At 68.1% G+C, this 20641-nt stretch carries 33 protein-coding genes; 1 reads left to right on the top strand and 32 read right to left on the bottom strand.

Features of this window, described 5'->3' with window-relative positions:
- Positions 1-17 precede the first annotated feature (17 nt).
- The 18 genes from XM1_RS18785 to XM1_RS18700 all read right to left on the bottom strand — a co-directional run bounded on the left by XM1_RS18785 (position 18) and on the right by XM1_RS18700 (position 12803).
- The gene (locus XM1_RS18785) at positions 18-245 is read right to left on the bottom strand and encodes an HI1506-related protein (RefSeq protein ID WP_068436180.1); all 228 of its coding nucleotides are present in this window, start codon (positions 243-245) and stop codon (positions 18-20) included.
- Positions 246-256: 11 nt separating this feature from the next.
- Positions 257-1150: a Mu-like prophage major head subunit gpT family protein gene (locus XM1_RS18780; protein ID WP_068436178.1), complete on the bottom strand. Its 894-nt coding sequence runs from the start codon at positions 1148-1150 to the stop codon at positions 257-259.
- 10 nt (positions 1151-1160) lie between these two features.
- Positions 1161-1568: a hypothetical protein gene (locus XM1_RS18775; protein ID WP_068436176.1), complete on the bottom strand. Its 408-nt coding sequence runs from the start codon at positions 1566-1568 to the stop codon at positions 1161-1163.
- Positions 1569-2753 (bottom strand): phage protease, encoded by a 1185-nt coding sequence (locus tag XM1_RS18770; protein ID WP_172821941.1) that lies wholly within the window; start codon positions 2751-2753, stop codon positions 1569-1571. It abuts the gene before it with no gap.
- Positions 2754-3140: 387 nt separating this feature from the next.
- Complete coding sequence (locus XM1_RS18765; protein WP_068436173.1) at positions 3141-4424, bottom strand: PBECR2 nuclease fold domain-containing protein; 1284 nt, start codon at positions 4422-4424, stop codon at positions 3141-3143.
- A complete protein-coding gene (locus tag XM1_RS18760) occupies positions 4425-5990 on the bottom strand; it encodes a DUF935 domain-containing protein (RefSeq protein WP_068436171.1) in 1566 nt (521 codons plus the stop codon). It abuts the gene before it with no gap.
- Positions 5990-7627 carry a hypothetical protein gene (locus XM1_RS18755; RefSeq protein WP_068436169.1) on the bottom strand — a complete coding sequence of 546 codons (1638 nt, stop codon included), beginning with the start codon at positions 7625-7627 and terminating at the stop codon, positions 5990-5992. Before XM1_RS18755 ends, XM1_RS18760 begins: the two co-directional genes overlap by 1 nt.
- Complete coding sequence (locus tag XM1_RS25170; protein WP_255360604.1) at positions 7628-7762, bottom strand: hypothetical protein; 135 nt, start codon at positions 7760-7762, stop codon at positions 7628-7630.
- Positions 7762-8436: a phage protein Gp27 family protein gene (locus XM1_RS18750; RefSeq protein ID WP_068436165.1), complete on the bottom strand. Its 675-nt coding sequence runs from the start codon at positions 8434-8436 to the stop codon at positions 7762-7764. The genes XM1_RS25170 and XM1_RS18750 overlap by 1 nt, the downstream gene beginning before the upstream one ends.
- 3 nt (positions 8437-8439) lie before the next feature.
- Entirely contained in the window at positions 8440-8742 is a 303-nt protein-coding gene (locus tag XM1_RS18745) for a hypothetical protein (RefSeq protein WP_068436163.1), read from the bottom strand.
- A complete protein-coding gene (locus tag XM1_RS18740; RefSeq protein ID WP_068436162.1) occupies positions 8742-9119 on the bottom strand; it encodes a hypothetical protein in 378 nt (125 codons plus the stop codon). Before XM1_RS18740 ends, XM1_RS18745 begins: the two co-directional genes overlap by 1 nt.
- Positions 9120-9144: 25 nt before the next feature.
- Positions 9145-9681, bottom strand: a complete 537-nt coding sequence (locus XM1_RS18735; protein ID WP_068436161.1) for a hypothetical protein — start codon at positions 9679-9681, stop codon at positions 9145-9147.
- Complete coding sequence (locus XM1_RS18730; RefSeq protein ID WP_068436159.1) at positions 9678-10418, bottom strand: transglycosylase SLT domain-containing protein; 741 nt, start codon at positions 10416-10418, stop codon at positions 9678-9680. Before XM1_RS18730 ends, XM1_RS18735 begins: the two co-directional genes overlap by 4 nt.
- A gap of 325 nt (positions 10419-10743) precedes the next feature.
- A complete protein-coding gene (locus XM1_RS18725; protein ID WP_068436157.1) occupies positions 10744-11163 on the bottom strand; it encodes a hypothetical protein in 420 nt (139 codons plus the stop codon).
- Positions 11164-11370, bottom strand: a complete 207-nt coding sequence (locus XM1_RS18720; RefSeq protein WP_068436155.1) for a hypothetical protein — start codon at positions 11368-11370, stop codon at positions 11164-11166.
- 2 nt (positions 11371-11372) lie between these two features.
- Positions 11373-11654, bottom strand: a complete 282-nt coding sequence (locus XM1_RS18715; protein ID WP_068436154.1) for a hypothetical protein — start codon at positions 11652-11654, stop codon at positions 11373-11375.
- A gap of 264 nt (positions 11655-11918) precedes the next feature.
- Entirely contained in the window at positions 11919-12122 is a 204-nt protein-coding gene (locus XM1_RS18705) for a hypothetical protein (RefSeq protein WP_068436150.1), read from the bottom strand.
- A 48-nt stretch (positions 12123-12170) separates the two neighbouring features.
- Positions 12171-12803, bottom strand: a complete 633-nt coding sequence (locus XM1_RS18700; RefSeq protein WP_068436149.1) for a regulatory protein GemA — start codon at positions 12801-12803, stop codon at positions 12171-12173.
- Positions 12804-12880: 77 nt separating this feature from the next.
- Here XM1_RS18700 and XM1_RS18695 point away from each other — a divergent pair, with 77 nt between their 5' ends.
- The gene (locus XM1_RS18695) at positions 12881-13492 is read left to right on the top strand and encodes a hypothetical protein (protein ID WP_068436147.1); all 612 of its coding nucleotides are present in this window, start codon (positions 12881-12883) and stop codon (positions 13490-13492) included.
- A 14-nt stretch (positions 13493-13506) separates the two neighbouring features.
- Here the strand turns inward: XM1_RS18695 and XM1_RS18690 are convergent, their stop codons facing one another.
- The 14 genes from XM1_RS18690 to XM1_RS18630 all read right to left on the bottom strand — a co-directional run bounded on the left by XM1_RS18690 (position 13507) and on the right by XM1_RS18630 (position 20640).
- A complete protein-coding gene (locus tag XM1_RS18690) occupies positions 13507-14232 on the bottom strand; it encodes a DUF2786 domain-containing protein (protein WP_068436145.1) in 726 nt (241 codons plus the stop codon).
- A gap of 1 nt (position 14233) precedes the next feature.
- Positions 14234-14437: a hypothetical protein gene (locus tag XM1_RS18685; protein WP_156428791.1), complete on the bottom strand. Its 204-nt coding sequence runs from the start codon at positions 14435-14437 to the stop codon at positions 14234-14236.
- A 5-nt stretch (positions 14438-14442) separates the two neighbouring features.
- The gene (locus XM1_RS18680) at positions 14443-14718 is read right to left on the bottom strand and encodes a hypothetical protein (RefSeq protein WP_068436142.1); all 276 of its coding nucleotides are present in this window, start codon (positions 14716-14718) and stop codon (positions 14443-14445) included.
- Between the two features lie 3 nt (positions 14719-14721).
- Positions 14722-15864, bottom strand: a complete 1143-nt coding sequence (locus XM1_RS18675; protein ID WP_068436141.1) for a hypothetical protein — start codon at positions 15862-15864, stop codon at positions 14722-14724.
- Positions 15865-15921: 57 nt separating this feature from the next.
- The gene (locus XM1_RS18670) at positions 15922-16425 is read right to left on the bottom strand and encodes a helix-turn-helix domain-containing protein (RefSeq protein ID WP_231920803.1); all 504 of its coding nucleotides are present in this window, start codon (positions 16423-16425) and stop codon (positions 15922-15924) included.
- Positions 16426-16609: 184 nt separating this feature from the next.
- Positions 16610-17095: a hypothetical protein gene (locus XM1_RS18665; protein ID WP_068436140.1), complete on the bottom strand. Its 486-nt coding sequence runs from the start codon at positions 17093-17095 to the stop codon at positions 16610-16612.
- A gap of 12 nt (positions 17096-17107) precedes the next feature.
- Entirely contained in the window at positions 17108-17395 is a 288-nt protein-coding gene (locus tag XM1_RS18660) for a hypothetical protein (RefSeq protein WP_068436138.1), read from the bottom strand.
- A 2-nt stretch (positions 17396-17397) separates the two neighbouring features.
- A complete protein-coding gene (locus tag XM1_RS18655) occupies positions 17398-17688 on the bottom strand; it encodes a hypothetical protein (RefSeq protein ID WP_068436137.1) in 291 nt (96 codons plus the stop codon).
- A 4-nt stretch (positions 17689-17692) separates the two neighbouring features.
- Positions 17693-18556 (bottom strand): DUF3164 family protein, encoded by an 864-nt coding sequence (locus XM1_RS18650; protein WP_068436135.1) that lies wholly within the window; start codon positions 18554-18556, stop codon positions 17693-17695.
- A gap of 11 nt (positions 18557-18567) precedes the next feature.
- On the bottom strand, positions 18568-18708 hold the full coding sequence (locus XM1_RS24270) for a hypothetical protein (protein WP_156428790.1): 141 nt from the start codon (positions 18706-18708) through the stop codon (positions 18568-18570).
- Positions 18696-19151: a helix-turn-helix domain-containing protein gene (locus tag XM1_RS24605; RefSeq protein ID WP_068436133.1), complete on the bottom strand. Its 456-nt coding sequence runs from the start codon at positions 19149-19151 to the stop codon at positions 18696-18698. Before XM1_RS24605 ends, XM1_RS24270 begins: the two co-directional genes overlap by 13 nt.
- Positions 19148-19612, bottom strand: coding sequence for a hypothetical protein (locus XM1_RS24600; protein WP_068436131.1), 465 nt, complete (start codon positions 19610-19612; stop codon positions 19148-19150). Before XM1_RS24600 ends, XM1_RS24605 begins: the two co-directional genes overlap by 4 nt.
- A complete protein-coding gene (locus tag XM1_RS18635) occupies positions 19605-19997 on the bottom strand; it encodes a hypothetical protein (protein ID WP_068436129.1) in 393 nt (130 codons plus the stop codon). The genes XM1_RS24600 and XM1_RS18635 overlap by 8 nt, the downstream gene beginning before the upstream one ends.
- Positions 19987-20640 carry a hypothetical protein gene (locus XM1_RS18630; protein WP_068436127.1) on the bottom strand — a complete coding sequence of 218 codons (654 nt, stop codon included), beginning with the start codon at positions 20638-20640 and terminating at the stop codon, positions 19987-19989. Before XM1_RS18630 ends, XM1_RS18635 begins: the two co-directional genes overlap by 11 nt.
- Position 20641 lies beyond the last annotated feature (1 nt).

Below are 20641 nucleotides of genomic sequence, written 5' to 3'. Positions count from 1 at the left end.
GAGCCCAAGCGAGAGGATTACTTGGGCGGATCGGTGTCGCCGGCCTTGTTCTTGCCGGTGGACTTGCCGGAATTGGCGTCGGGATCGGGCGCGTCGAACTCGTCGACCACCAGATTGTCCTCGGCCGCCAGGGCCTTGACCTGGTCCCTGGTGAACTCGGAGGCGGGAACGGTGGTGGAACCGGTCCAGGCGCGACCGCCACGGCGGAAGCCATCGACCTTGGACAGCACGCGGATCATCTTCATGGGGCGTCTCCTTAAGCGAGCCACGGGCAGACGATCAGCTCGGCCGTGCCCTTGTAGACGTTGGTGGCACCGGCCGCGTCGCGTTCGGCATTGAGGATCTCCAGCGCAGCCCCCTCCAGCGCGGGCGGAACGACCAGATGGGTCGGGCGGATGCCAAGCGGGCGGCCGTGATCGCCCTTCATGCCCATCATGGCCTCGCGGGCGGTCTTGTAGTGGGCCTTGTCCAGGGTCTGCTTGGACCCCCAGGCCAGCTGCCACAGGCCGTAGCCGACGTTGTCGCGGGAATCGACGCCGTAGACGTATTCCTTGCGGTCGAAGACGTTGTCGTCCGTCTCCTTGTCCTTGGGGACGAAGTTGGGCTTCTTGCGCTCCTGGTAGATCACCGGCTTGACCGAGCGGGACAGGTCCATCAGGAACCAGGGCGTGCCGGCCCCACCGTCGGTGTTGGCCACCGAGATGACCTGGCCGTTGGCGTCGAGCACGGGGTGGTCGGTGTCGAAGAAGTACTGTTTGTCGTAGCAGGGGGTGCTGAAGCCGGCCTTGACCTGGTCGAACACCAGTTCGTCGGGATGGGCCGCCACCGACTCGCCCATGCCCTTGAACAGGGGCGCGTAGATGCCGAGGTTGTCGTCCTCGATGTCTTCCTTGCCCACGCCGATGGTCAGCTCGAACGGCTTGTTCTTGATGGTGTAGCCGTGGGCGCTGACGCCGTGGACCACGCGGTCGCCCAGCCACTCGCGCATGCGCGGGAACTTGCCGAGCCAGCCGTAATCCTCCTCGCGGTTGGAGGAGGGCACGGTCATGGCGACGGACTTGTAGTGCGTCACCGTACCGTCGAGGCCGCCCTGGAAAGAGGCCTTGAACCCGACGTACAGCGAGCGGAGGTTGGTGCCGTTGATGATCATCTGGTTTCCCCTACTTGAACTTGACCCAGACGCCCTGAGCGTCGACGTCGAACACCTCGCCCGCCACCGAGCGGGCGTTGGTGGCGCTGGTCTTGGCGACGGTGTGGTCGTCGACGACATAGCAATCGCTGCCGATCTCGGCGGCGGTGATGGCGTCGCCGGCGGCGGAATTGTCGAAGCGGAAGATGCCGGGGCGAACGCGCAGCGCCATGGCGCCCTGGGCGCCGCCGGTATTGTCCGCCATCTCCTCGGCCCGGCCGATGGCCACCAGGCCGGTGGCGGTGGCTCCCGGCTTGGCGAAGCCGGCGGCCAGCACCACCAGGGCGCCTTCGAAGATCTTGACGTTGGCGTCGACCTGCACGGTGCGGGTCTCGCCGCTACGCTCGGGCGTCATCCGCCCCTGGTTCAGAGCGGCCATCTACGTGTTCTCCTTTTCCTTGGCGAACTGCTCGGCGGTCAGGCCCAGCTGGTTGGCCACCGCCAGTTCGTCGGCGGACAGCGCCTGAGCGCCGGTGGCGGTGGCCGGCGGCGGGGCCGTGATGGCGGTCTGGCCGGCGGTGGCCACCAGCACCGGGGCCTTGGCGATATAGGCCTTGAAGGCGTCCAGGGACTGGGACGCCAGGGCCAAGCCCCATTCCTTCATGGCCGGGGTGAGCTTGCCGGCCTTGACGGCGTCATTGACCTCGCGCTCGGCATCGGTGGTGGACACCTTGCCCTGCAGCTCGGCCAGTTGGCTGGCCACGGCCACATGCACCGCCATGGGGACGAACGCAGTCAGGTCGACCGTACCGGCCGACTTGGCCTTGTCGGCCAGCTGCTGGGCGGCGGTGGCCAGGGTGACGATGGTGACGTCACCCTCGATGCCGATGGTCTTGGCCAGGCCGGCGATGGCGACCTGGGCGGCGGTGGCCACCTGCTCCGGGGTGGAGGTTTCGGGCAGGCCCAGGAGCTTGATGGCGGCCTTGTGGCCGGCGATCATCTTCTGGGCATGGGCGGCGACGGCTTCCGGCGTGGTGCCGGCGGCCAGGCCGAGCGCATCGAGCAGCGCCTTGAGGATGGGGTCCATGGACTCTCCTTGTTGACCGGCGGGGTCCTGATGGGCCAGCGCCGGGATTTCCAGATTGGGCATGGCCACCAGGCCGCCGCCGACGATGCGCAGCACCCGGCCTTGGGGGTCATGGGTAAAGGCCGGGCTGATGTACCGGCATTCCTTGGCCGCCAGACGGGCGGCGGCGGTTTCGGTCCAGTCAATGCGGGCGTAAAGGCCGTCGGGGCGGGCCTCCAGGGCCTTGCCCCAGCCGGACGCGATGACCGGCTGGCCGTTCTTGGCGGCCAGCTGGGCCTGGTGCTCGTAATCGAAGGGAAGATCGGCGCCCTTCTGGTAGGCGGTCGAGGCGGCGATCACCTGGGCCGCATGGTCGGGCCCGGACAGGGTATAGGGACCACGACCGTCGCGGCCCGCGAAGGTGCCGTAGGGGAGCAGCTTGACCCATTCGGGGGCGCCGCCCGGCAGCTCAAGGCCGGCCGAGGCGACGACCACGTCGCTTTCGCCCAGGGAGGTCGCGCCGGCGGTGGCCAGCGCGATGCCCTGTTCGTCCGTCACATGAGAGGTCCCCTTGTCGGCCATGTCGATCCGGCTCGTTTACTGTGAGCGGGAACGGTAGACGGGGGCAGGCGGGCCCATAACCCGGACAAGTGTCCGGTCGAGAGTCAGCGATGGCGATGGTGGGGAGATGGCGGAGCATGCACCGCCCGCGCCCGGCGCGCAAGAGGCCCCGCGTTCCGCCTGCGGGCGTTCAAAACGGCGTTCAATGATTTCGGACGGGGATGTGGGCGTCCCGGGCGTGGATGGGCCTTAAACGGCCCCGCTTGAATTCGGAGGAAGACGGCGCGATAATGGTGGCGTTGAGGGGCAGGCCGTCCACCCGGCCCTCCGCTCCCCTCGACGACAGGCCCGCCGGTGGATTGGCGGGCCTTTCTCATTTCCGGCTCATGGGGCCGGCCGCCGGTAGGCGAGCGTGCCGCGCCGCTGGTTGGCCAGGTTGGCGGCGGTGGGCGAGAAGGCGGTAGCGCCTTCCCAGCCGTCCTCGCCCACGGAGAAGGACAGCAGCGCCGGCGTGCCCTTGCCGTCCACATCGAAGCGGGCCAGGTAGCGCTTGGCCAGGAACCAGCGGCCGGTTTTCTTGTTCTGCTCCCACTGCCACCAGATCTCGTCGGGGTCCTTCAACGCGTCGGCAAGCGCCAGAAGGGTCTTTTCCCGCCCACGCTTGGTGACCTTCAGGCTGCCGTCGGCCTGCTGGAACAGCCGGCGGCCGATCACCACGGGATCGCCGATCTTGTCGGTGATGACCTTTGGGCCCTTCTCGGCGCCGAACTCGGCCAGGAAGCGTTCCACATACCCCTCCTCGGTCAGGGCGCCGGGCGTGCCCGCCCCTGGCAGCAGGCGGCTGGGAGAGAAGGGGCGCGGCGCCGGCATGGGCGTGTCGGCCGGCGGATTGATGGCGGGAACCGGCAAGGCCCCCGACGCCGGCGGCGGCACCAGGGAGCGCATGTGCTCCTTGCCGACGTTGTAGCCCCAGCCGGGATCGATGCCCTCCGCCACCCATTCGGTCTTGCCGGTGCGCTGGTTGAACCAGGGCTTCATCTCGATCTTCGGCGCCTTGTCGGCGACCTGCAGGCCATAGCGGGCGAGGTCGCGATAGCCCAGCTGGCGGACGCGGCAGCGGCAGCGCCAGCCGTTGGGCGTGTAGTGGGTGTCCCACCAGGGATCGTCCACCGGAAGCACGGTGCCGCTCCAGCTCCGGTGCTGGGGGCGGGTGCGGCGGTCCAGCACCGCGTCGTACATGAGGAAGGGGCGGTCAGCCTTGACCCGCTCGATCTTGGCCCAGTCGCCGGCGGCGTGGGCGGTGCGGATGTTGGCGTCGAAGATGATGGCCAGCCGGCGCGGGCTGCCCAGTTGGACCTTGGAGATCTCGCCGGTGGCGGGGTCGGCCATCTCCTTCCTGCCCCACCATCCCTTGGCCTGCAGGACCGGCTTCAGCTCGCGCTTGAACTGCTCGAAGGTGGTGCCGTCGGCCAGGGCCTTGTCCAGGGCTTCGCGGATGTCGGCCAGGATGTCGAGGCGCATGGCCTTGGCCACGGTGAAGGCCCGGGCATGCTCGCCCTGCCAGACGTCCTGCCAGGCGAAGCCCGTCTTGTATCCCTTGGAGCGCAGATAGCGCAGCGCCTCGGTGGGCGGCAGCGGCCTGAGATCGACGGGCGCGGGCGTGGCCACCTAGCCGATCTCCGCCTCGGCCTCGCCGGCGGCGCGCGCCGCGAAGCAGGCCTTGGCCAGCGTCTCGGCGAGCTGGTCCACATCCATGGCGCCGATGATCTCGGGCAGGCGGCGCTTGAACTCCTCAGGCGTGGCGCATTCGGCCAGCAGCCGCTCGACCGGCGAGATCGCTGCAATCATCATCGGCTCCCAATCTGCCAGGGCGGCCTCGGCCAGATGATCCAGGGCGTCGGCCGGGCGTATCGCCACCTCCTGCGACTGGGTGGACACGGGATCGGTGATTGGTTCCGCCGGCGCCGGGCCGGAGCGGCTGGGCTGCAGCAGCTCGACACCCTTGCCTTCGGGGGGATCGGGCAGGCCCAGGCGATCGCGCACCACCGAGGCCTCGACCTTGCCGCCCAGGTCGACGAAGGTCTTGACGTTGGCCATGAACAGCTTGGTGTCGACGGCGTCGGGGCGGCGGATGCGCAGGCGGGGATAGCGCTCTTGAGGCCCCTTGTTGAGGTCGATCAGCGGGCGCACCAGGCCGTCGTTGACGGTGTTGCTGCCCTGGCGGGCGTCGTCGCGCTCGATGTCGTCCTTGACCTTGTCGTGGGCCTTGGCGGTGCCCACATGCTGGCCCACGTCGGTGGTGCCGGTCTGGCCCAGAACCGCCTTGGACACCTGGGAATCGGCGAACTCGGCGAATTCCTTCTGCACCGTGATGGTGCCGGAGATCTTCGCCTCGACCAGTTCCATGGCCATGGAATCGGGGATGATGGCGGCTACGTCGCGGGCGATGGAACGTACGGCGCGCAGCAGGATCGCCTTGTCGGCATCCGAGGCGCCGGCATGGTACTTGCCGATGCGCACCGGCTGGCCGAACACCTCCAGGAACTCGACCCACGACTTGATGTCGAAATTCTTGAACAGGTACATCCAGGCCACCGCTCGGGCCAGGCCGCCACGGACGGGCAGGCCGGACTTGGTCCGGTGGCAATGCACCACGTAGCCGAAGGGCTTCAGGGGTTCGGGCATGCCGATACCGGCGGCGCCACCCTTCAGCAGCAGGGTGCGGCCGTCCCGGCGGTCGAATTCGAACCAGCGGGGGTCGCGCCATTCGACGCGGGCCGGGCGCCAGATTCCGCCATCGGTGCGCCAGATGATCTCGCCCACCGAATAGCCCTTGCCCACCGCGTCCAGCATGTCGAACAGGTAGTCCTCGACTACCCCGGACTCCACCAGGTGTTCGCGCACCAGGTCGGCCATCTTTTGGTCGGCCGCGTCGTCGCTGGCGGCCTCCACCGTGATGGGGAGCTGCGACACCTGCAGCTTGCGCGTGCCCAGCACGGCGCGGTAATGGAGGTCCTTCTCCTCCATGTCCTCGGCCAGTTCCAGGTAGGCATCGGCGTCGCCCTGCTCGGCGGCGATCAGGAGGGAGGCCAGGCGCCGGGGCGTCAGGCCGGAGGACGGGTGGTCCGAGAGGATCTGGCGGACGCCGGCGAGGGTCGGGCCGGATTCCTCCTCGGTCAGGCGGCCGTACTCGATGGGGCGGCCGTATTGATCGACCAGGCTGGACTTGACCATCAAAATGCTCCTTGGCCGAAGCGGCCGTCGTCATCGTCGTGATCGGCGCCCCTGCCCTCGGCTTCGGCCCGGGCCGACTGGTAGCCGTAGTCGACCACCTCGCCGAAGGTGGCGGCGTAGAAGTTCAGCAGGGCCACGGCTGTATCGGCGTGGCGCTTGCCGCCATCGGTGCCCTCGGTGCGGACGTCCTTGGGAATCTTTCCGACGCCGTTGACGATGCGGAACTGGTGGAGATCTCCGCGCACGTCGAGATGGGCAGGCACGTGGATGGTCTTGTCGGCAAAGGCGGCCGAGAATTTGGGCGTCATCTCGCGTGCCCAAGCGTCCGACGGCATCAGCTCGACGATGCTTTCGGGCCCGAATTTCTGCCGCGCTTCCTGGGCCAGGACCATGCCGTTGCCGTTGGCGTCCAGCACGCCGCCCTGGAGCCGGCGGTGCTGGCGCAACCAGGTTCCGATGAAGAACAGCAGCTGCTTCTGCTGGTCATAGGGACATTGGCACAGCTCGACGATCAGCGGCACATGGCGGTGCAGAGCATGGTCGGTGAAGCCGACGGCATAGGCGGCGCGGTCCTGGCGCATGGCGAAATCGCCGCCCAGCGCGCCCAGCGCCCAGGCGGGGAACTTCTCCAGCTCGGGGACGACGTGCTCCTTGATCCACAGATCCATGTGGGCGCGGCGCAGCTGCTCGGGCCAGTCGACGAATTCCAGGCCGCCGGCCGGCTCCGGCGGTTCCCACCGCACCAGGCGGTAAGCCTGCCGCTGGGCGGCCTCGATCAGCGCCAGGGCCAACATGGTGCCGTCGCCTTCGCGGGGCACGGCGTCCAGTTCTTCCCGCATGGCCTCGGTGCGTGAGCCATAGGCGTTGCGGATGCCGGCATACCAGGCCGCCTTGTCCTGGGGGCTCATGGCGCGGCCGGTGACGGCGCACATGCGCTCATAAAGGCCGTTGGCCACCGCGTCGTCGAAGGTGACCCGATGGATACTGGCGGTGCGCTTGCCGGCGCGCACCTCCTTGATCAGGTCGTTGAAGGCGTTGGTGTTGCCGTTGTGGGTGGAGATGATGCGGATCTTGCCACCCCAGATCAGCAGGGCCAGGCAGGCGTCCAGGACGGCGGCCACGTCGCGGTGAAACGCCGCCTCATCGATCACCACGCGGCCTTGCAGACCACGGATATTGGCCGGATTGGACGACAGGGCGGAAATGCGGTGCCCACTGGCGAAGGTGACGCGGAAGGCAGCGATCTGGGAGGTCTTGACCTCGCCGCGCTCATCGACCGTCACGTCCTCGAAGACGAACTCCTCGACCTCCAGCAGCTCGCCGGCGATGGCCTGGGCCATGCCGGCGCAGGTCTTGATGAACTCGCGGCCCTTTTCCTTGGTGTCGCCGATATACCAGGTGTCGTCGCCGCCGGCCGACTTGGCCGCCATGGCGGCGGTGACGGAATCGAAGGCTTCGCCCCAGGTGATGCCGGTGCGGCGGCCCTTCTCGCCGATCTTGAGATCGGACGTGTCTTCGCACCAGGCCTTCTGGTGGGCCATCAACAGGCCGTCGGCCAGCGGGTCGTAGGTGGAAAGCGCCGAGGTGCCCCACAGATCGTCGATCAGGGATTTGGGCGGCACCCATTCAACGGCCATTTAAGCCCCCTGCCAAAGCCAGAAGGCGACCAGCGGCGGAATTCCCACCAGAAAGGCCGAGCGTCCGGTCAGGCAGGCCGCGATCCATAGACCCATAATCGGCAAGACCTGAGCCATGGCGATCAAGATCTGCATCACGCCATCCCCGCCAGCTCGCGCCGTAGCTGGGAGATGCGCTCGGCCGACAGGCCCTTTTCACCGGCCTTGGTGGCGTCCTTCACCGCCTTGTCTACCTTCTGGGCAGCCAGCCTGGCCATCTCCTGGCGGGTCTTGAGGACCATGTCGGAGTCCTTCTTGGCGGCGCTGGCCAAGTGGTCGAGGGCCTTGGCCAGGAACATCACCTTGGCGGGGTCCTGGAGCACCGGGACAGGCAGGGCCCCGTTCTCACCCTCGGGATCGGCGGGCGCCAGCTGGCCGGATTCGGCTGCCAGCACCAGGTCGGTGACCACCGAGTGCATCAACTCGACATTCAGCGCGGTGAGACGGCTTTCCTTTTCGCCCGTGCGCCGCACCAGGGCTTCGGCGATGGAGCGCGACCGCTGCAGCTTCTCGGCCAGTTGCGACAGGCCCTGGATATGGGCGCCCAATCGTCCCCGGCTCGGCACCAGGTCGGGATCGATGACCGGCGGGACGGCCAGTTCCGGCGGCAGCGCCCCGGGCAGGCTGGGCTGCCGGCCGGCGGCCAGATCCCGCAGCACGACGAGGATCTGGTCGATGCTCCAGCCGTGCGTCTGCCGCAGTTCGGCGATCAGCTCGCGCACTTCCGGCGGCAGTTGGTCGACCTTGGAGGGGCGATTGCGGCGGGACATGGATCAGCGGCGCCAGGTCGAGCGTTCGACGCCCGCGACGTCGATGCGGCCATGGGCGGCGTCCTCGCCCCGCTCGGTAATGGTCACCACCCGCACCACGTTGTCGAACCATTCCTCGGTGGTGCAGCCCCGCGCCTTCAGCAGATCGAGATCCTTGCGGATGTCGTCACGGGTGGCTTGGCCGAAGCCGCCCTGGGTGGTGGCGCTGGCGATCACCGATTCATTGGCGCTGGACCCAAGCGTCACCAGCAGGCGCAGCATGAAGGTGCGGCGGCTGGCCGCCACGGTCTCGGCAAAGCTGGCCATCAGTTATCGTCCTCAATTGCATGGCGCATCATCAGGTCCACCGGCTTCTCGACGGCGCCCAGCTTGGCGGCTACCACGTTGACTGAGCCGGTAAGCCTCACTAGTCCCTTGTCCACCTGGTGGAGTTGGGCTTTGAGTTCGTCGATGTCCCCGCGATTCGGCAGGTGCTTCAATTCGCTTTCAATGCGGGTGAATTGGTTTTTGCCCGCCGCCAACTTGGCGTCAATTTCCCCGTGATCGGTGTCGTGGTCGGTCTTGTAGCTCTCGAATTCGTCTTGAAGCACGAATTGATGGCGCATGGACCACAGCACCCAGGCCAAGACACCCTGGACGATGACGAGCAAGACCGGCCACCAGTTCAAAAACGCGTCCATCATCGCCCCCCCTTGTCCATGATATCGCTCACGGCGCGGCCTCCGGGGCGCGGGCGGCGTCCTGGGCGGCGCGGGCGGCGATGGTCGCCACGTCTACGGCGTCCTGTCCGAGTTGAGCAGCTTCGTCGCCTCCAGCACGGAGGACTGCCACCGCGCCAAGGGCCCGACCGAGGGCGGCTCGTACATCCTGACAGCGGTCGGCGCCGGCAGTGGTTTGGGTCGGGGCGCTACCACCACCGCCCCCACCGGCTCGGACGGGCTGGAGCAGGCGCTGCTCAGCAGCAGCGAGATCAGCAGACAGGCGAACGCTATCAGCCTGGGCGCGGGCGGTGTCCTGGGAGAGGTGGGCATAATCGTTCTCCAGCTTGGTGTACCGGTCGATCTGGTCCTGCATCTGGCGCAGGACGATTTCGGTCTGGTCGGCCAGGGTGGTGGCTGCATCGGCCCGCAGATCGGCGATGGCCTTGTCGTGCTGGGCGCGGTCGTAGGAGTGGACCAGGGCGCCCGAGACGGCCGCCCCGCCGATGACGGCCAGCGCGAAGGCGACCCAGGCCAGACGATTCACAGCCCGACCTCCATCTGCGCCTGATAGCGGGCGATGCGGTCCACATAGGTCAGGGTCTCGGTCGCGTGGCGGCCGGTCACATGGCCCAGGCAAGGGGCAATCACGGCCCACAGCCGAGCGCCGCCGCAGACCTTCTGGGCGTTGATGATATTGCCCGCCCCGGCGTTGTAGCTGGCCTGGGCCAGGGGCTGGCGGTCGGCAGGATCACGGCCGCCGCGCCAGATCTGGCGCAGCCGGGCCATGTAATAGGCGCCCGCCTCGATGGCGATGGGGGCGTGGGGGGACACCGCGCCCAGGCGCAGCTCGCGGGTCAGCTGGTCCCAGGTGGCGGGCATCATCTGGGCCAGGCCGGCGGCGCCCACCGGGGAGACGGCGCGGGGATCGAGGCGGGATTCCTGGTACAGCTGGGCCTTCCACGCCATGGGGCGGGGATAGTCGGGCCAGTAGGTCTTCACGGAGCGATGGATCTCGGCATCATAGGAGGTCGGGAAGACCGGCCCAGCCGAGGCGGAGGAGCAGCCCATCAGCATGCCGACCAGGATGCACAGGCCCAGGATGCGCAGGCCGTAATACCTGGACAGGGCGTCGGGGCTCCTGGCCATCTGCTCCATGGTCTGCGCGAAGGTGCGGCCGGCCCGCTGATCCAGCCAGGTGGACAGCCCGATCACGGCCAGGATGCCGAGGACGCCGTAGCCCAACCGCAGCAGCGCCGCCATGACGGCGAAATCGTCAAACATGTGGGGACCCCCGAGACGGTGATGACGTCGTCGAAGGTAGAGGCGGCGGCAAGGGTCGGGAGGGGGGACAGATGTCCGGGCCGGGGGCTACCCGGTTCAGGAGACTATGCCGATGGTCGGCGGTGAATGCAATCCGGCTGCAAACCCGATCCATTCTTCGATGATGTTGGTGCCTTCGGCTGTAAACGCGTCAATAGGAGGAGTCACCTTAAACCTCCAGGGGTGACCCATGACCATTCAACTCGTCTTCAACATCCAGTCCATCGACCTTCATCTGGCCCCGTTCATGTTCATGCTGGGTCTGGCGCTATGGGGGCGGCGATGATCAGAACAGGCGCCCCTGCCCGTCGTCGCCGCCATCATTGCCGGAATGGCCGTTGCGGTGGCGCCTTACGGTGCGCTGGTGCAGGCCGGCGGCCCGGGCGGCGGCGGCGCCGGACTTGCCCGCCGCCAGGGCGGCCCGCATGATCCGCCACTGCCGAACCCGCCCGGCGCTGGGACCCAGCGGGATCTCCACATGGCCGCCGCCCAGGCGCCCGGCGATGGCCAGCGCCGCCTCCATGCCCACCAGGTCGACCAGCCAGTGCCCGGGCGCCAGGTTGTCGGGCCGGGGGATGTAGACCCGCTCCAGCCCGCCCTTGGCATGGGCGAGCTGGAGGGCGGCGGCGGTGCCGGCCACCTCGGCGATCTCGGCCAGGATGCCGGTGAAGAGGTCGTTGGCAGAATTGGACGACGGGGCGGTCATTCAACGGCCTTTCAAGGCGATGCGGACCCGGCGGTGCCAATCGTCCCACCCCATCTCAGGGCGTTCTCCGCCAGAAACCTCGGACAGGAGATCGCGCAGACGGCCGTTCTCGGCCTTCTCCTCACGCCACCGGCCTTCCCAATAGCGTTCGGCGCCGGGAGCGGCGTTGTTGTCGAAGCCGCCAACGAAGGTTCCGGGTTCACTCATGGTCATTCTCCCTTGGTGGTTTCGGCCAACACCTTCCGGGCGGCCCTGGCGCGATTGGCCGCGTAGCCGACGATCTGGAGACGATCTTCCAAGAGCGTGCCGCGCTTGCCGGCATCGCGGGCCAACGCCTCCAGGCTCGCGGCGGCTTCCTCCAAGGCCGTACGCAGACGATCAATCTCGGCCAGCGCGTCGGACAAGAGGGTGATTTCCTCGGCCTCGTCCAGGCCACCCATGCCGCGCACGATGGCGCGAAGACGGTCAGCGATGCTGTTTTCATCACTCATCGTCCTGCTCCTCAACTTCAGATATCACCGTTGCGTTTGGCGGCGGCCTTGGCCATCTGCCGCAGCCGCCGCTGCCTCTCGCGCTCGCCGCTGTGGGGAGACCGGGGCTCGTTCCGAGGCACAACCACATCGACCCGCTTTTCGGGGGCCTCCTGCTCACTCGACTGGGGGCGGGAAATGACGAAGGACTGAGACGCAGCCAGAGCCCCGAGAGCGCCAGCGGCGAAAAGGAATCTTTGGTTCATACGCATCGCCTTGTTTCCTTCAGTTTGCCGCCGGGGGAGCGGGGCATTCATAAGGTTCGGGCGTTTCGTCCCGGAACCGTGTCCATAGGGAAATCATGTGCTCGGCCAGGGCCCGGCGTGCCGGCTCGGTGAGGTCAGAACCATTGCCGACCGGCATTTCCGCATCGAAGACGAACAGCGTCTCGCTGATTCCGATGACCCTGACCACATTTCCCAGCGGCATCCCTTGGCTTTCGCGGGCAGCTTCCCGATGAACCTTTCATGCGGCATTTCATCTCTCCTTCAGACTGCGCACGCGGGCGCCGAGGTCGGTGAGCAGTTTGTCCAGCTGGGCGGTGGTGCAGAAATGCAGCGACGCCACCCGGATCAGGCCGTAGGCGTGGGCAGCCATGTCATGGGCGGGGGCGGCGCCGGCGGCGTCCAGGATGCGCCATTGGGCGGCCAGGACGGCGCGGCGGCCCTTGAAGGCCGGTTCCAGCTTGTCGAAATCGGCCCAGCGCACCCCGGCCCGTGTCGCCCAGGCCCTCAGACCCTCGATCACCGGGGCGGCCTGGTCGGCGCGGACGAAGCGCAGATCGGTGACACCATGCTGGCGCTGGACGAACTGGCGCAGCGCCGATTCGCGGGGGTCGGAGACCTCGCCCAGGTTATGGAGTGAGATCCACAGGGCGCGGGCCAGCTTGGCGTGGGGCGACCGGGCGGCGTTGGCCGGGGCCGGGGCCCGGCCAACGCCGTTGAGGTGATCGAGTACCTGGCGCAACTGGGCGTCGGTGCAGTCCTTGGCCGAGCGCTTGCCGGTCTGGACCTCCAGCATGTCGCGATAGGCGTCGTCGTCCAGGCCATTGGCCTTGGCGGCGGCATGGACGGCGGCGTTGAGGGCGCGGCGGGCGGGGGTGGCTGTCATGCCTTGCCTCCCGGCCGCGCATGGCGTATCGATCCCCACAACGAAGAGGGGAGGTTGCCGTGCGGGAAACCCAATTCATGCTGTTCGGCATCGCCATGGGCGCCGTGGTCGGTCTGACCTTCGGCCACTACATTCCCTTCGGCGATTCCGAGAAGGTGGCGGCCTGGGTTCAGGCGGTGGGCTCGATCTGCAATTCCGAGAAGGTGGCGGCCTGGGTTCAGGCGATTGGCACACTCCTGGCCTTGGTGGTCGCCATCGTCGTGCCGTGGTGGCAGCACAAGAAGATCGAGGAGGAGCGAAAGCGGGAGGACTTCCTGCGGGGGCGGGTTATCGCGATCACGATTCTTCCAGAGATCGTAGATTTGTATGATCGCCTGATAAAGCTGAAGAACGCCTCCATCAAAATTGTTGCATCTGGAGATGCCAACCGCTTCCTGGAATTTGGGAAGTTTACCATCAGTCGTCCGCAAAAAATCAGCGAACGCCTCGATTCCATGTACCTTCTCGGAGATGCTGGTGATCCCGTATTGGCACTGATGGCTCGCCTTGATCTCTATGCGATCCAACAGCAAAGGACGATAAACTCTGTAGCCGTTTCGAATGACGCCGCAAAGGCGCTTAGCACCATGCTCATTCAAATGTTCGAGATGGCTGAAAAGGCCTTCAGTCAAGTCAGTGCCTTTCGTTGACGGGGCAAATTTGATCATCCCAGCACCCCCGCCACCTTGTTGCCGGCAGCGACGCCGGCGTTGACATCGATGGCGCGGGCGGCGCGGTGGCCGCAGGCCTTGGCGTCGTCGCGGAAGGCGCCCTTGGCATCGGCCAGGGCGCGGGCCGGGCGGAATTTCTGCCCCCGATCCTCCAGCACAGATTTGAGGGTGGCCTGGTTATTGGTGATCAGGGCGCGGGCACGCGGCCCGTCCTCGGGGCCGCCGTAACGGCGCCACAAGCCCCTTTCCAGCTTGTCGTGCAGCCCGGCCGCCAGGGATTCCAGGAACGCCTTGACGGCCTGATTGCGGGTGGAGGGCTTGCGCCGGCGGCGGTAGGTGTCGCTTTCGCGGAAGGCCGACAGGGCCTTGGTGCAGGCGGCGCGCAGCACCTGGTGGACGTAGTCGGCCACCAGCACGTCCTGGGCGCGGCCGAAATAGGCGAAGGACCAGGAACTGCGGTCGCGCACGTAATAGCCCCGGCAATCGGCGAAGACGGCCACCGCCATCCACACCTTGTCGAGCGGCGAGCGGCGGCCCAGGCCGATGGAATGCTCGCAGTACTCGGGCGCCGCCAGGTCGTCGGCGGACAGGCCGTGGGCCGAAAGCAGCTCGGCCATCTTCTCGGCGGCGGCCAGGGCCTCGGCCTCGGTGCAGCCGGCCTCCACCGTCTTGGCCTGCAGCGCCCGCAGACGGGCGCGGATCTTGTCGAGATCGGTCATGTCAGTCCTCCGCCTCGGTGAGGCAATCGGCGGTGATCTCGTCGATCTCGCGGGCGAAGCCTTCCAGGGTCTCGGCATGGCGGTCGGCGGCGCCGACGATGTACTGGTCCACGTCGTCGTAGCGCAGCGCGATGGAGCGCAGGGACTTGATGGCGTGGTCGATGTTGCGGCGGCTCTGGGCGGCCATCTGCTTGGGCGTGGGCATGGTCATCACCTGGTCCGGGTTTCGTGGTAGCGGTTCAGCGCGTCCCGGATGTCGGGCCAGCTGAGGCCTGCATCCTCGGCCGCCGCCAGGACGCGCATCAGGTCGGTCTTGGGGTCGGGCTGCTCGGCCTCCTGGTGGAGCGCCAGGGGTGCGAGATCGCGACGCAGATCCGCAGCGGCCTGCTGCAGCTCGCGCCCGCAGGCAGAGCGGGCGCCCAACGCCCTGGCGCCGATCCGCGCCAGGTTGTCGAGCCGCAGCAGGGTATCGAGCAGCCGGGTCATGGATCAGGCCTTCCGCTTGATGGGCTTTTCGCGCCGGGCCTTGCGATCAGCATTGGCGCGTTTCCACAGCAGACTGGTCGTGCAGCGCTGGCCGTTGATCAGCCAAGGCGAATTGGGGTCATTGGAGCGCACCACGTCGTTGTAGGACCGGCGCAGCGCATCGACGGCGGGCTGGTCGGGGCCGTAATCGGGCTCGGCGTGGGTGACGCCCTTCGCCTTGATGTGTTCCTCGATCAGGCGCTGTTCCTCCGATGGCGGCATGGGGGGGGGCGCGGCCGGGCGGTCGACCACCAGGGCCATGGCGGCGACATCGTCGTCGCCGGTGCGGATCTCGACCTGGGGCGACTGCAGTTCGACGCCCTTCTCCTCGGTTCCGGTCTCGGCGGCCATCACCTCGGCCATGGTGCGGTGTCCGGTCAGCGCCCAGGACTGGCCGGCAGGGATATTGCGCTCGGGCTGGGGTTGCGCCTCCTCGGCCGACTGCCCGTCCCGACGGCGCTCGCGGGCGATACGCCATTCATCGATCCAGCCGAAGCGGTAGGCGTTGGCGAAGGCACTTCCGTTCCTGAGCCCCATACACTCTTCGATCTCCTTGGCCTCCAGGCCTTGCTGGCAAAGGCGATGCAGTTCGGCCTTGCGCTCCGTGGTCCACTGGACATGCCCCTGAGGCACCTTGCGGCTCGGGGCAGGCGGCGGGGTCAGGTCTTGGGCGGGGCTTTCCTGGCCAGGGCCTTGCGCAGGCGACGGGTCGCCCGATTCTCCGTTGTCGCCATGCGCAGGATTTCCGGCGTCGGCGTCGCGGAGAAGGTCGCCGCTTTCAGCCGGTTGGCCTCCTCGCTCTCCCGTCTCTGTTGAGCCGGAGTCGGATGTCGCCACGGGCGTTTCGACAGGGCGGTCATGATCGGTCTCCGTGACGGGATCGGGCTCGTCGCCCGGCATGATGATGGCGTCCCACTGGCGCTCCTCGGCCAGATCGGCGGCGAGATCGTCCGTAGCTTCGGCGGGCACACAGTACCTCTGGTACAGCACGAACTCTTCGGCCTTGGCGGCCATCTCGATCACGCCGGCGCCGGCGGTGGGGAGCAGCAGCTCGATCAGGTGGAGGCGCAGCGCGGGGCCGGTGGGGATGGTGGCGGCGATGGTCATGCGGATGGTCCTCGGACGGGGCCCCGGCGCCGTTCCCGACGCCGGGGGCTGTGGTGGTCAGTCGGCGACGGCGGCCAGGGCCTTGGCCAACTCGTAGACGCGCTGGCGCACCTTGGGGTCGGTGATGTTGTAGTAGGCTCGCACCAGTTCCAGGGTTTCCCGCCGGTTCATGGGGTTGGGCTCGAAACCGGCGGCAGCCTCGGGCAGGACGACGCCGCCCTTGATGATGTTGACCGGGCTCTGGTCCTGCACCGTCTCGGCCATGTCGTCGAAGAAGTAGGAGACCGGCACGTCGAGGACGCGGGACAGGTCGAACAGGCGGCTTGCCCCGATGCGGTTGGCGCCGCGCTCGTACTTCTGCACCTGCTGGAAGGTCAGGCCGATCTTCTCGCCCAGCGTCTCCTGGCTCATGCCCAGCAGGGTGCGGCGCAGGCGCATACGGCCGCCGACGTGGACGTCCACCGGATTGGGGGCGCCGTCGTCGAGGCGACCACGGGTGGAACGATTACCGGTGGAGATGGGGCGGGACTTTTTCGGAATGGTGCCGGAACCGGCGGTCATGATATTCATGGTGCTCTCCTGAAGTTCGCGGCATTGGCCGCTGTGAAGGCCGAGGATGCGCCGGGCCATGGCCTCGGCCACCGGCGCCGGGATCAGCAGGGTCTCATTGCCCCAGCGCATCTCGAACGTGCCGGCATCCTTCCAGCCATGGGTCAGGGTGGCCTCGGTCCTGGTCTGCATGGGATCAGTCCTCCCGCTTGGGCTGGGTCTGGGGCTCGGAAACAAAGCCCTCGTCGACCGGCGGCCACGGCTCGCCCGCCTGGGCCGGCGCCTCGACCACCTCGCCCGCCTCGCCGGGCAGCAGCTGCAGGGCGACCAGGTCGGCCAGCTGGCCGAGGGTGGCCCAGTCGCCCTCGATGGGGATGGGGCGGCCGAAACGCTCCTCCAGGTCCAGCTCGACGCAGGCCTGGTTGCGGCCGTCGAGACCGAGGTCGGCGGGGCGCATTCCCAGGTGAAGGGCGGGATGGCCGGTAACGTACATGGCGACCGCGTCCAGCACGGCGACGGCAATCGCGTCGCGGGTCAGGGGCGGCGGCGGCTCGCGGACCACGTCGGGGGCGGGAATGCCGTCCCTGCAGGCCACCGGCAGGGCGGCGATGCAGGTGGCGCACAGGTCGGCGGCGAGCGTGCAGGTCTGGCAGCGCGGGAAGGTGTGGGAGTGCTGGGGCATGGCGTCAGCTCCTCAATGACGGTTCACGGTAGGGACCGGTGAGCGGCACGGCATATGTCCACCCCCCCCCGCCGGGTCGATGACCTGGCACAGGCTGGCGAGGCGCACGTCGGGGCCGCCGACGGTGCGGAGCAGGGCCAGGGTGGTGCGGTTGATCTCGATCACCTCGGCGGTGCCGGAGAAGTAGTGGTGGTGATAGCCACCGGGGGACCAGTTGGCATCCGGCGGGATCGGCTCGTAGGCGTGGGTGACGATGTCGCCCACCTTGATCTCGCGGCCGTTGAAGTCGAGGAGCGACATGGTCAGGACTCCTCGAGAGGGACATAGACGAAATTCAGCAGCTCCTGGTACCAGGGGGCCGTGTCAAGTTCCGTGCTGTCGTGGGAGAACACCGCTTCCGAGCCGTTCCGGGAGCCGACGAAGTGTCCGTTGAACGTGCTGTAGGCAATACCGAAGGTATGGTCGCCGTGGGTGAAGGCGAAACGGATGAAATCGCCTCCCTCGTCGTAGGCGCGACGGTCGAGCGGAAAGCCGGCGGTCGCGCAGGACTGCTCGATTTCTGCCAGGGTCTTGTGGCGTGCGAATTGCTGCATGGCCTCAGCCCTCCCCCTGGCTGCCAGCCTGGATGCGCTCCGGGATGCCCAGCAGGCGCAGGGAACTGGCGATCAGATCGCGGGCTACCTCGGTGTTGCCTCCCTCCAGGGACAGGTGCATCAGGGCGCGGTCCAGCAGGTCGGCCAGACGGGTGTTGAGCTGCTCGGTTTCCTCCACCTGCCGACGCAGGCTGCGGCGTTCGAAGGCGGCGGGGGTGGGCTCGACGGCGGCCAGGTCGAGGGGGACCATGGACCAGTTGGCCTGGGGATTGGGCCGGCGGTAGATGCGGATGTAGCGCTTGGAGCCCACCACGCGGACGGAATCGTCAATGGCGCGGCAGAAGTCGGGCCAGCGGGGATCGTCCACCTGCATGCGGCGCAGCGCCAGGATGGAGCGCACGTCCACCTTGCCCTCCTGGTCGACCTTGAAGGCCCGCTGGATCAGGGTCATGAGGAAGGGATCGACGCCGGTGCCGCGCTCGCGGATCAGGCTGTCGAGCACCGTCTTGGCCGCCTGCAGCTCGGGGCCCAGCACGATGCGCTCGGACACCGCCACCTTGACCTGCAGCAGGCCGTCGAAGCTGGTGAAGGTGCGGTTTCCCTTGGTCTCCTTGGGCTCGACGCCGTAATCCTGGGCGATCAGGGCGTCCAGGGCGGCGATGTCGGCGTCGGTGTGGGCGGCGAAGCGGGCCAGCTCGGCCGACAGATCCTCGCCGTAGGCGACCACCTTGCGGACCATTTCGTCCATCAGGAGATCCATGGGCTTGATGTTGGCCAGCGCCACCAGATTGCCCTTGTCGTCGGGCAGGCGAGCGATGCCGTCGACGATGACGGCGCCAGGGTGGTTGATGGTCTGTTGAACGGTCATTGAAGGGCCTCTTACGGTTGGGGCGGGATGAAGTGGGTGAAACCGAGGGAGGGCGCGGTGTCCTCGATCTCGGCGGCGATCTCGGCCGAGGCGGTGAGCAGCACCACCAGGGCGACGGCGAACGCCAGGCCGGGCAGGATCAGGGGGCGCATGGGGCGTCTCCCTCGGCGAACAGGGACAAGGCGCGGGTGACGAAGGCCTGGGGGTCGCGGCGGGCCAGCCGGCCGAGACGGTGACGCAGTTCGTCGACCATCACCGTCACCATCCGCGAGGCCGCATCGGACGCCAGGTCGGCGGGGAGGTTGACGGGGGCGCGTTCCACCTGTTCCAGCAAGGCGGCGACGCGGCCGGCGGCAACGGAATCGCGCTCCAGCCAGCCCTCGGCGGCACGCAGGCCGTGGGACACCGTGGTGTGGTCCTTGCCGCCCAGCTGGGCGGCGATCTGCCCCAGCGACATGCCGCGCCCGTGGCGCAGCACCCACATCACCGCCCAGCGGGCGCGGACCACGTTGCGGCTGCGGGACTCGCCCTCGATCATCCGCAGGGAGACGTCAAATTCGGCGGCGACCAGGCGCTTGATGTCGGCGGGGGTCATGCCGGGACTCCATCGGGGGACGTCGGCCGGTTGAGGTTGGAGGCGCGCTGGACGCCGCCGAGACGCAGCTTGCGGGCCAGGGCCAGGGTTTCGATGTCGGTGGTGGCGATGATGCCGGCGTGCAGGCGCAGGGCCATTTCCCAGGCCCAGGCCCGCGCTGCCGCCTCGTTGAACACGGCGATGAAGGTCTGGCGGGATTCGCGGGACAGGGTGGCGCCGTCGGGGATGGCGGCGAAGGATTCGGCCAGCCCCTCCATGGTGGTGGCCAGCGAGTCCTTGGGGTCGGCCACCAGGCCTTCCTCCATCAGGTGGACCAGGTCGCGGGCGTCCTTGAGGTTGCCGACGAAGACCCGCAGCTTGGCGGCGTCCTGGCGCCGGCATTCGGCGTCGATGGTGGGGCCGAGCCAGGTCAGGGCGGTGGCCAGCAAATCATCCAGCAGCATGGTGCAGGTGTCAGCCATGGGATTGACCTCCAGTGTCGATACGGGAATGGGGGCAGCCGGCGCGGCAGGCGCGGTAGAAGGCGATGCGCTGGGGGTTGTGGGGGGACCACTCCGCCGACTGGTGACGCATGCAGAGATCGGTGGCGAGATCGCCCACCAGGGGACAGGCGACGGTGGCGGCCATCAGGCGGCCCCGAACAACCTGCTCCACCTTGGCGAGGTCGCCCCGGTAGGTGTTGGACAGCACGTAGGAAACGGTGGCCGGAGAGTACTGGACCAACGTCGCCGCCCGCTTGGCGCTGGTGCGGTCGCATTCCTCGGCCAGGGCCAGGACCCAGGCGGGGATGGATTCGCCCCAGGCGGCCCGCGCCCTGGCGATGGCGGTGGCGCGGTCAGTCGTCATGGGGGGCCTCCTGCCACATCACCTTGCCCAGGTTGGGGTCGAAGACGGTCTGCAGGCGCTGGACCATGGGCGGACGGGGGCCGGTATTCCTGACCAGCCGCAGGCGGTTGGGGGCGCCGAGACGGCCGAGCTTTCCTCCCCTCGTCGCTTCGTGGGTGACCACCAGATAGCCGGCGGACAGCAGGTGCTTGCAGTAGTCCTGCGAGTCCACCTCGGACACCACCTGATCGTCGACGGATGCGGCGATGGCCAGGTCGCGCCAGGTCCAGTCGCCCTTCAGCATGCGCATGGCGCGCCACATCAACTCGCGCACGGTGACGGGCAGCTGGGTGCCGTCGCGGCGCAGCCGGGGCGCCTCGGCGCCGGTATCCCGGACCAGGCGCCAGAGCTTGACGGCGAACTGGGCGCCGGCGCGGACGCCGACCATGCCGCTTTTCGCCGGCAGGGTGCCGGCGCACGCGATGTAGCCGCCCTTTTTCAGGCATCCCAGGTAGGTGCGGATGGTGTCGGCGGGCTGGCGGGTGGCCTTGGCCAGGTCGTCCAGGGCGAAAGAATCGCGCCGCGCCCGGATGGCCTCCCACACGGCCTGGCGGCCGAAGGGCTTGCCCGGCCGGACGCCCTCGTGGATGGGGCTGCGGGCCATG

Source organism: Magnetospirillum sp. XM-1 (assembly GCF_001511835.1).
In the GTDB taxonomy this organism is placed as follows: domain Bacteria; phylum Pseudomonadota; class Alphaproteobacteria; order Rhodospirillales; family Magnetospirillaceae; genus Phaeospirillum.
This window is presented reverse-complemented; position numbering and strand designations above follow the sequence as displayed.

Bases quoted from the DNA above. Each gene is read 5' to 3' on its own strand.
- XM1_RS18635 (WP_068436129.1), bottom strand. From the start codon at position 19,997: ATGACGACTGACCGCGCCACCGCCATCGCCAGGGCGCGGGCCGCCTGG.
- XM1_RS18630 (WP_068436127.1), bottom strand. From the start codon at position 20,640: ATGGCCCGCAGCCCCATCCACGAGGGCGTCCGGCCGGGCAAGCCCTTC.
- XM1_RS18650 (WP_068436135.1), bottom strand. From the start codon at position 18,556: ATGACCGTTCAACAGACCATCAACCACCCTGGCGCCGTCATCGTCGAC.
- XM1_RS18750 (WP_068436165.1), bottom strand. From the start codon at position 8,436: ATGTCCCGCCGCAATCGCCCCTCCAAGGTCGACCAACTGCCGCCGGAA.
- XM1_RS18725 (WP_068436157.1), bottom strand. From the start codon at position 11,163: ATGACCGCCCCGTCGTCCAATTCTGCCAACGACCTCTTCACCGGCATC.
- XM1_RS24600 (WP_068436131.1), bottom strand. From the start codon at position 19,612: ATGGCTGACACCTGCACCATGCTGCTGGATGATTTGCTGGCCACCGCC.
- XM1_RS18775 (WP_068436176.1), bottom strand. From the start codon at position 1,568: ATGGCCGCTCTGAACCAGGGGCGGATGACGCCCGAGCGTAGCGGCGAG.
- XM1_RS24270 (WP_156428790.1), bottom strand. From the start codon at position 18,708: ATGCGCCCCCTGATCCTGCCCGGCCTGGCGTTCGCCGTCGCCCTGGTG.
- XM1_RS18700 (WP_068436149.1), bottom strand. From the start codon at position 12,803: ATGACAGCCACCCCCGCCCGCCGCGCCCTCAACGCCGCCGTCCATGCC.
- XM1_RS18760 (WP_068436171.1), bottom strand. From the start codon at position 5,990: ATGGTCAAGTCCAGCCTGGTCGATCAATACGGCCGCCCCATCGAGTAC.
- XM1_RS18715 (WP_068436154.1), bottom strand. From the start codon at position 11,654: ATGAGTGATGAAAACAGCATCGCTGACCGTCTTCGCGCCATCGTGCGC.
- XM1_RS18680 (WP_068436142.1), bottom strand. From the start codon at position 14,718: ATGACCCGGCTGCTCGATACCCTGCTGCGGCTCGACAACCTGGCGCGG.
- XM1_RS18705 (WP_068436150.1), bottom strand. From the start codon at position 12,122: ATGCCGCTGGGAAATGTGGTCAGGGTCATCGGAATCAGCGAGACGCTG.
- XM1_RS18755 (WP_068436169.1), bottom strand. From the start codon at position 7,627: ATGGCCGTTGAATGGGTGCCGCCCAAATCCCTGATCGACGATCTGTGG.
- XM1_RS24605 (WP_068436133.1), bottom strand. From the start codon at position 19,151: ATGACCCCCGCCGACATCAAGCGCCTGGTCGCCGCCGAATTTGACGTC.
- XM1_RS18720 (WP_068436155.1), bottom strand. From the start codon at position 11,370: ATGAGTGAACCCGGAACCTTCGTTGGCGGCTTCGACAACAACGCCGCT.
- XM1_RS18740 (WP_068436162.1), bottom strand. From the start codon at position 9,119: ATGATGGACGCGTTTTTGAACTGGTGGCCGGTCTTGCTCGTCATCGTC.
- XM1_RS18745 (WP_068436163.1), bottom strand. From the start codon at position 8,742: ATGGCCAGCTTTGCCGAGACCGTGGCGGCCAGCCGCCGCACCTTCATG.
- XM1_RS18785 (WP_068436180.1), bottom strand. From the start codon at position 245: ATGAAGATGATCCGCGTGCTGTCCAAGGTCGATGGCTTCCGCCGTGGC.
- XM1_RS18670 (WP_231920803.1), bottom strand. From the start codon at position 16,425: ATGACCGCCGGTTCCGGCACCATTCCGAAAAAGTCCCGCCCCATCTCC.
- XM1_RS18690 (WP_068436145.1), bottom strand. From the start codon at position 14,232: ATGACCGATCTCGACAAGATCCGCGCCCGTCTGCGGGCGCTGCAGGCC.
- XM1_RS18730 (WP_068436159.1), bottom strand. From the start codon at position 10,418: ATGTTTGACGATTTCGCCGTCATGGCGGCGCTGCTGCGGTTGGGCTAC.
- XM1_RS18675 (WP_068436141.1), bottom strand. From the start codon at position 15,864: ATGACCATCGCCGCCACCATCCCCACCGGCCCCGCGCTGCGCCTCCAC.
- XM1_RS18655 (WP_068436137.1), bottom strand. From the start codon at position 17,688: ATGCAGCAATTCGCACGCCACAAGACCCTGGCAGAAATCGAGCAGTCC.
- XM1_RS25170 (WP_255360604.1), bottom strand. From the start codon at position 7,762: ATGCAGATCTTGATCGCCATGGCTCAGGTCTTGCCGATTATGGGTCTA.
- XM1_RS18695 (WP_068436147.1), top strand. From the start codon at position 12,881: ATGCTGTTCGGCATCGCCATGGGCGCCGTGGTCGGTCTGACCTTCGGC.
- XM1_RS18665 (WP_068436140.1), bottom strand. From the start codon at position 17,095: ATGCCCCAGCACTCCCACACCTTCCCGCGCTGCCAGACCTGCACGCTC.
- XM1_RS18660 (WP_068436138.1), bottom strand. From the start codon at position 17,395: ATGTCGCTCCTCGACTTCAACGGCCGCGAGATCAAGGTGGGCGACATC.
- XM1_RS18780 (WP_068436178.1), bottom strand. From the start codon at position 1,150: ATGATCATCAACGGCACCAACCTCCGCTCGCTGTACGTCGGGTTCAAG.
- XM1_RS18685 (WP_156428791.1), bottom strand. From the start codon at position 14,437: ATGCCCACGCCCAAGCAGATGGCCGCCCAGAGCCGCCGCAACATCGAC.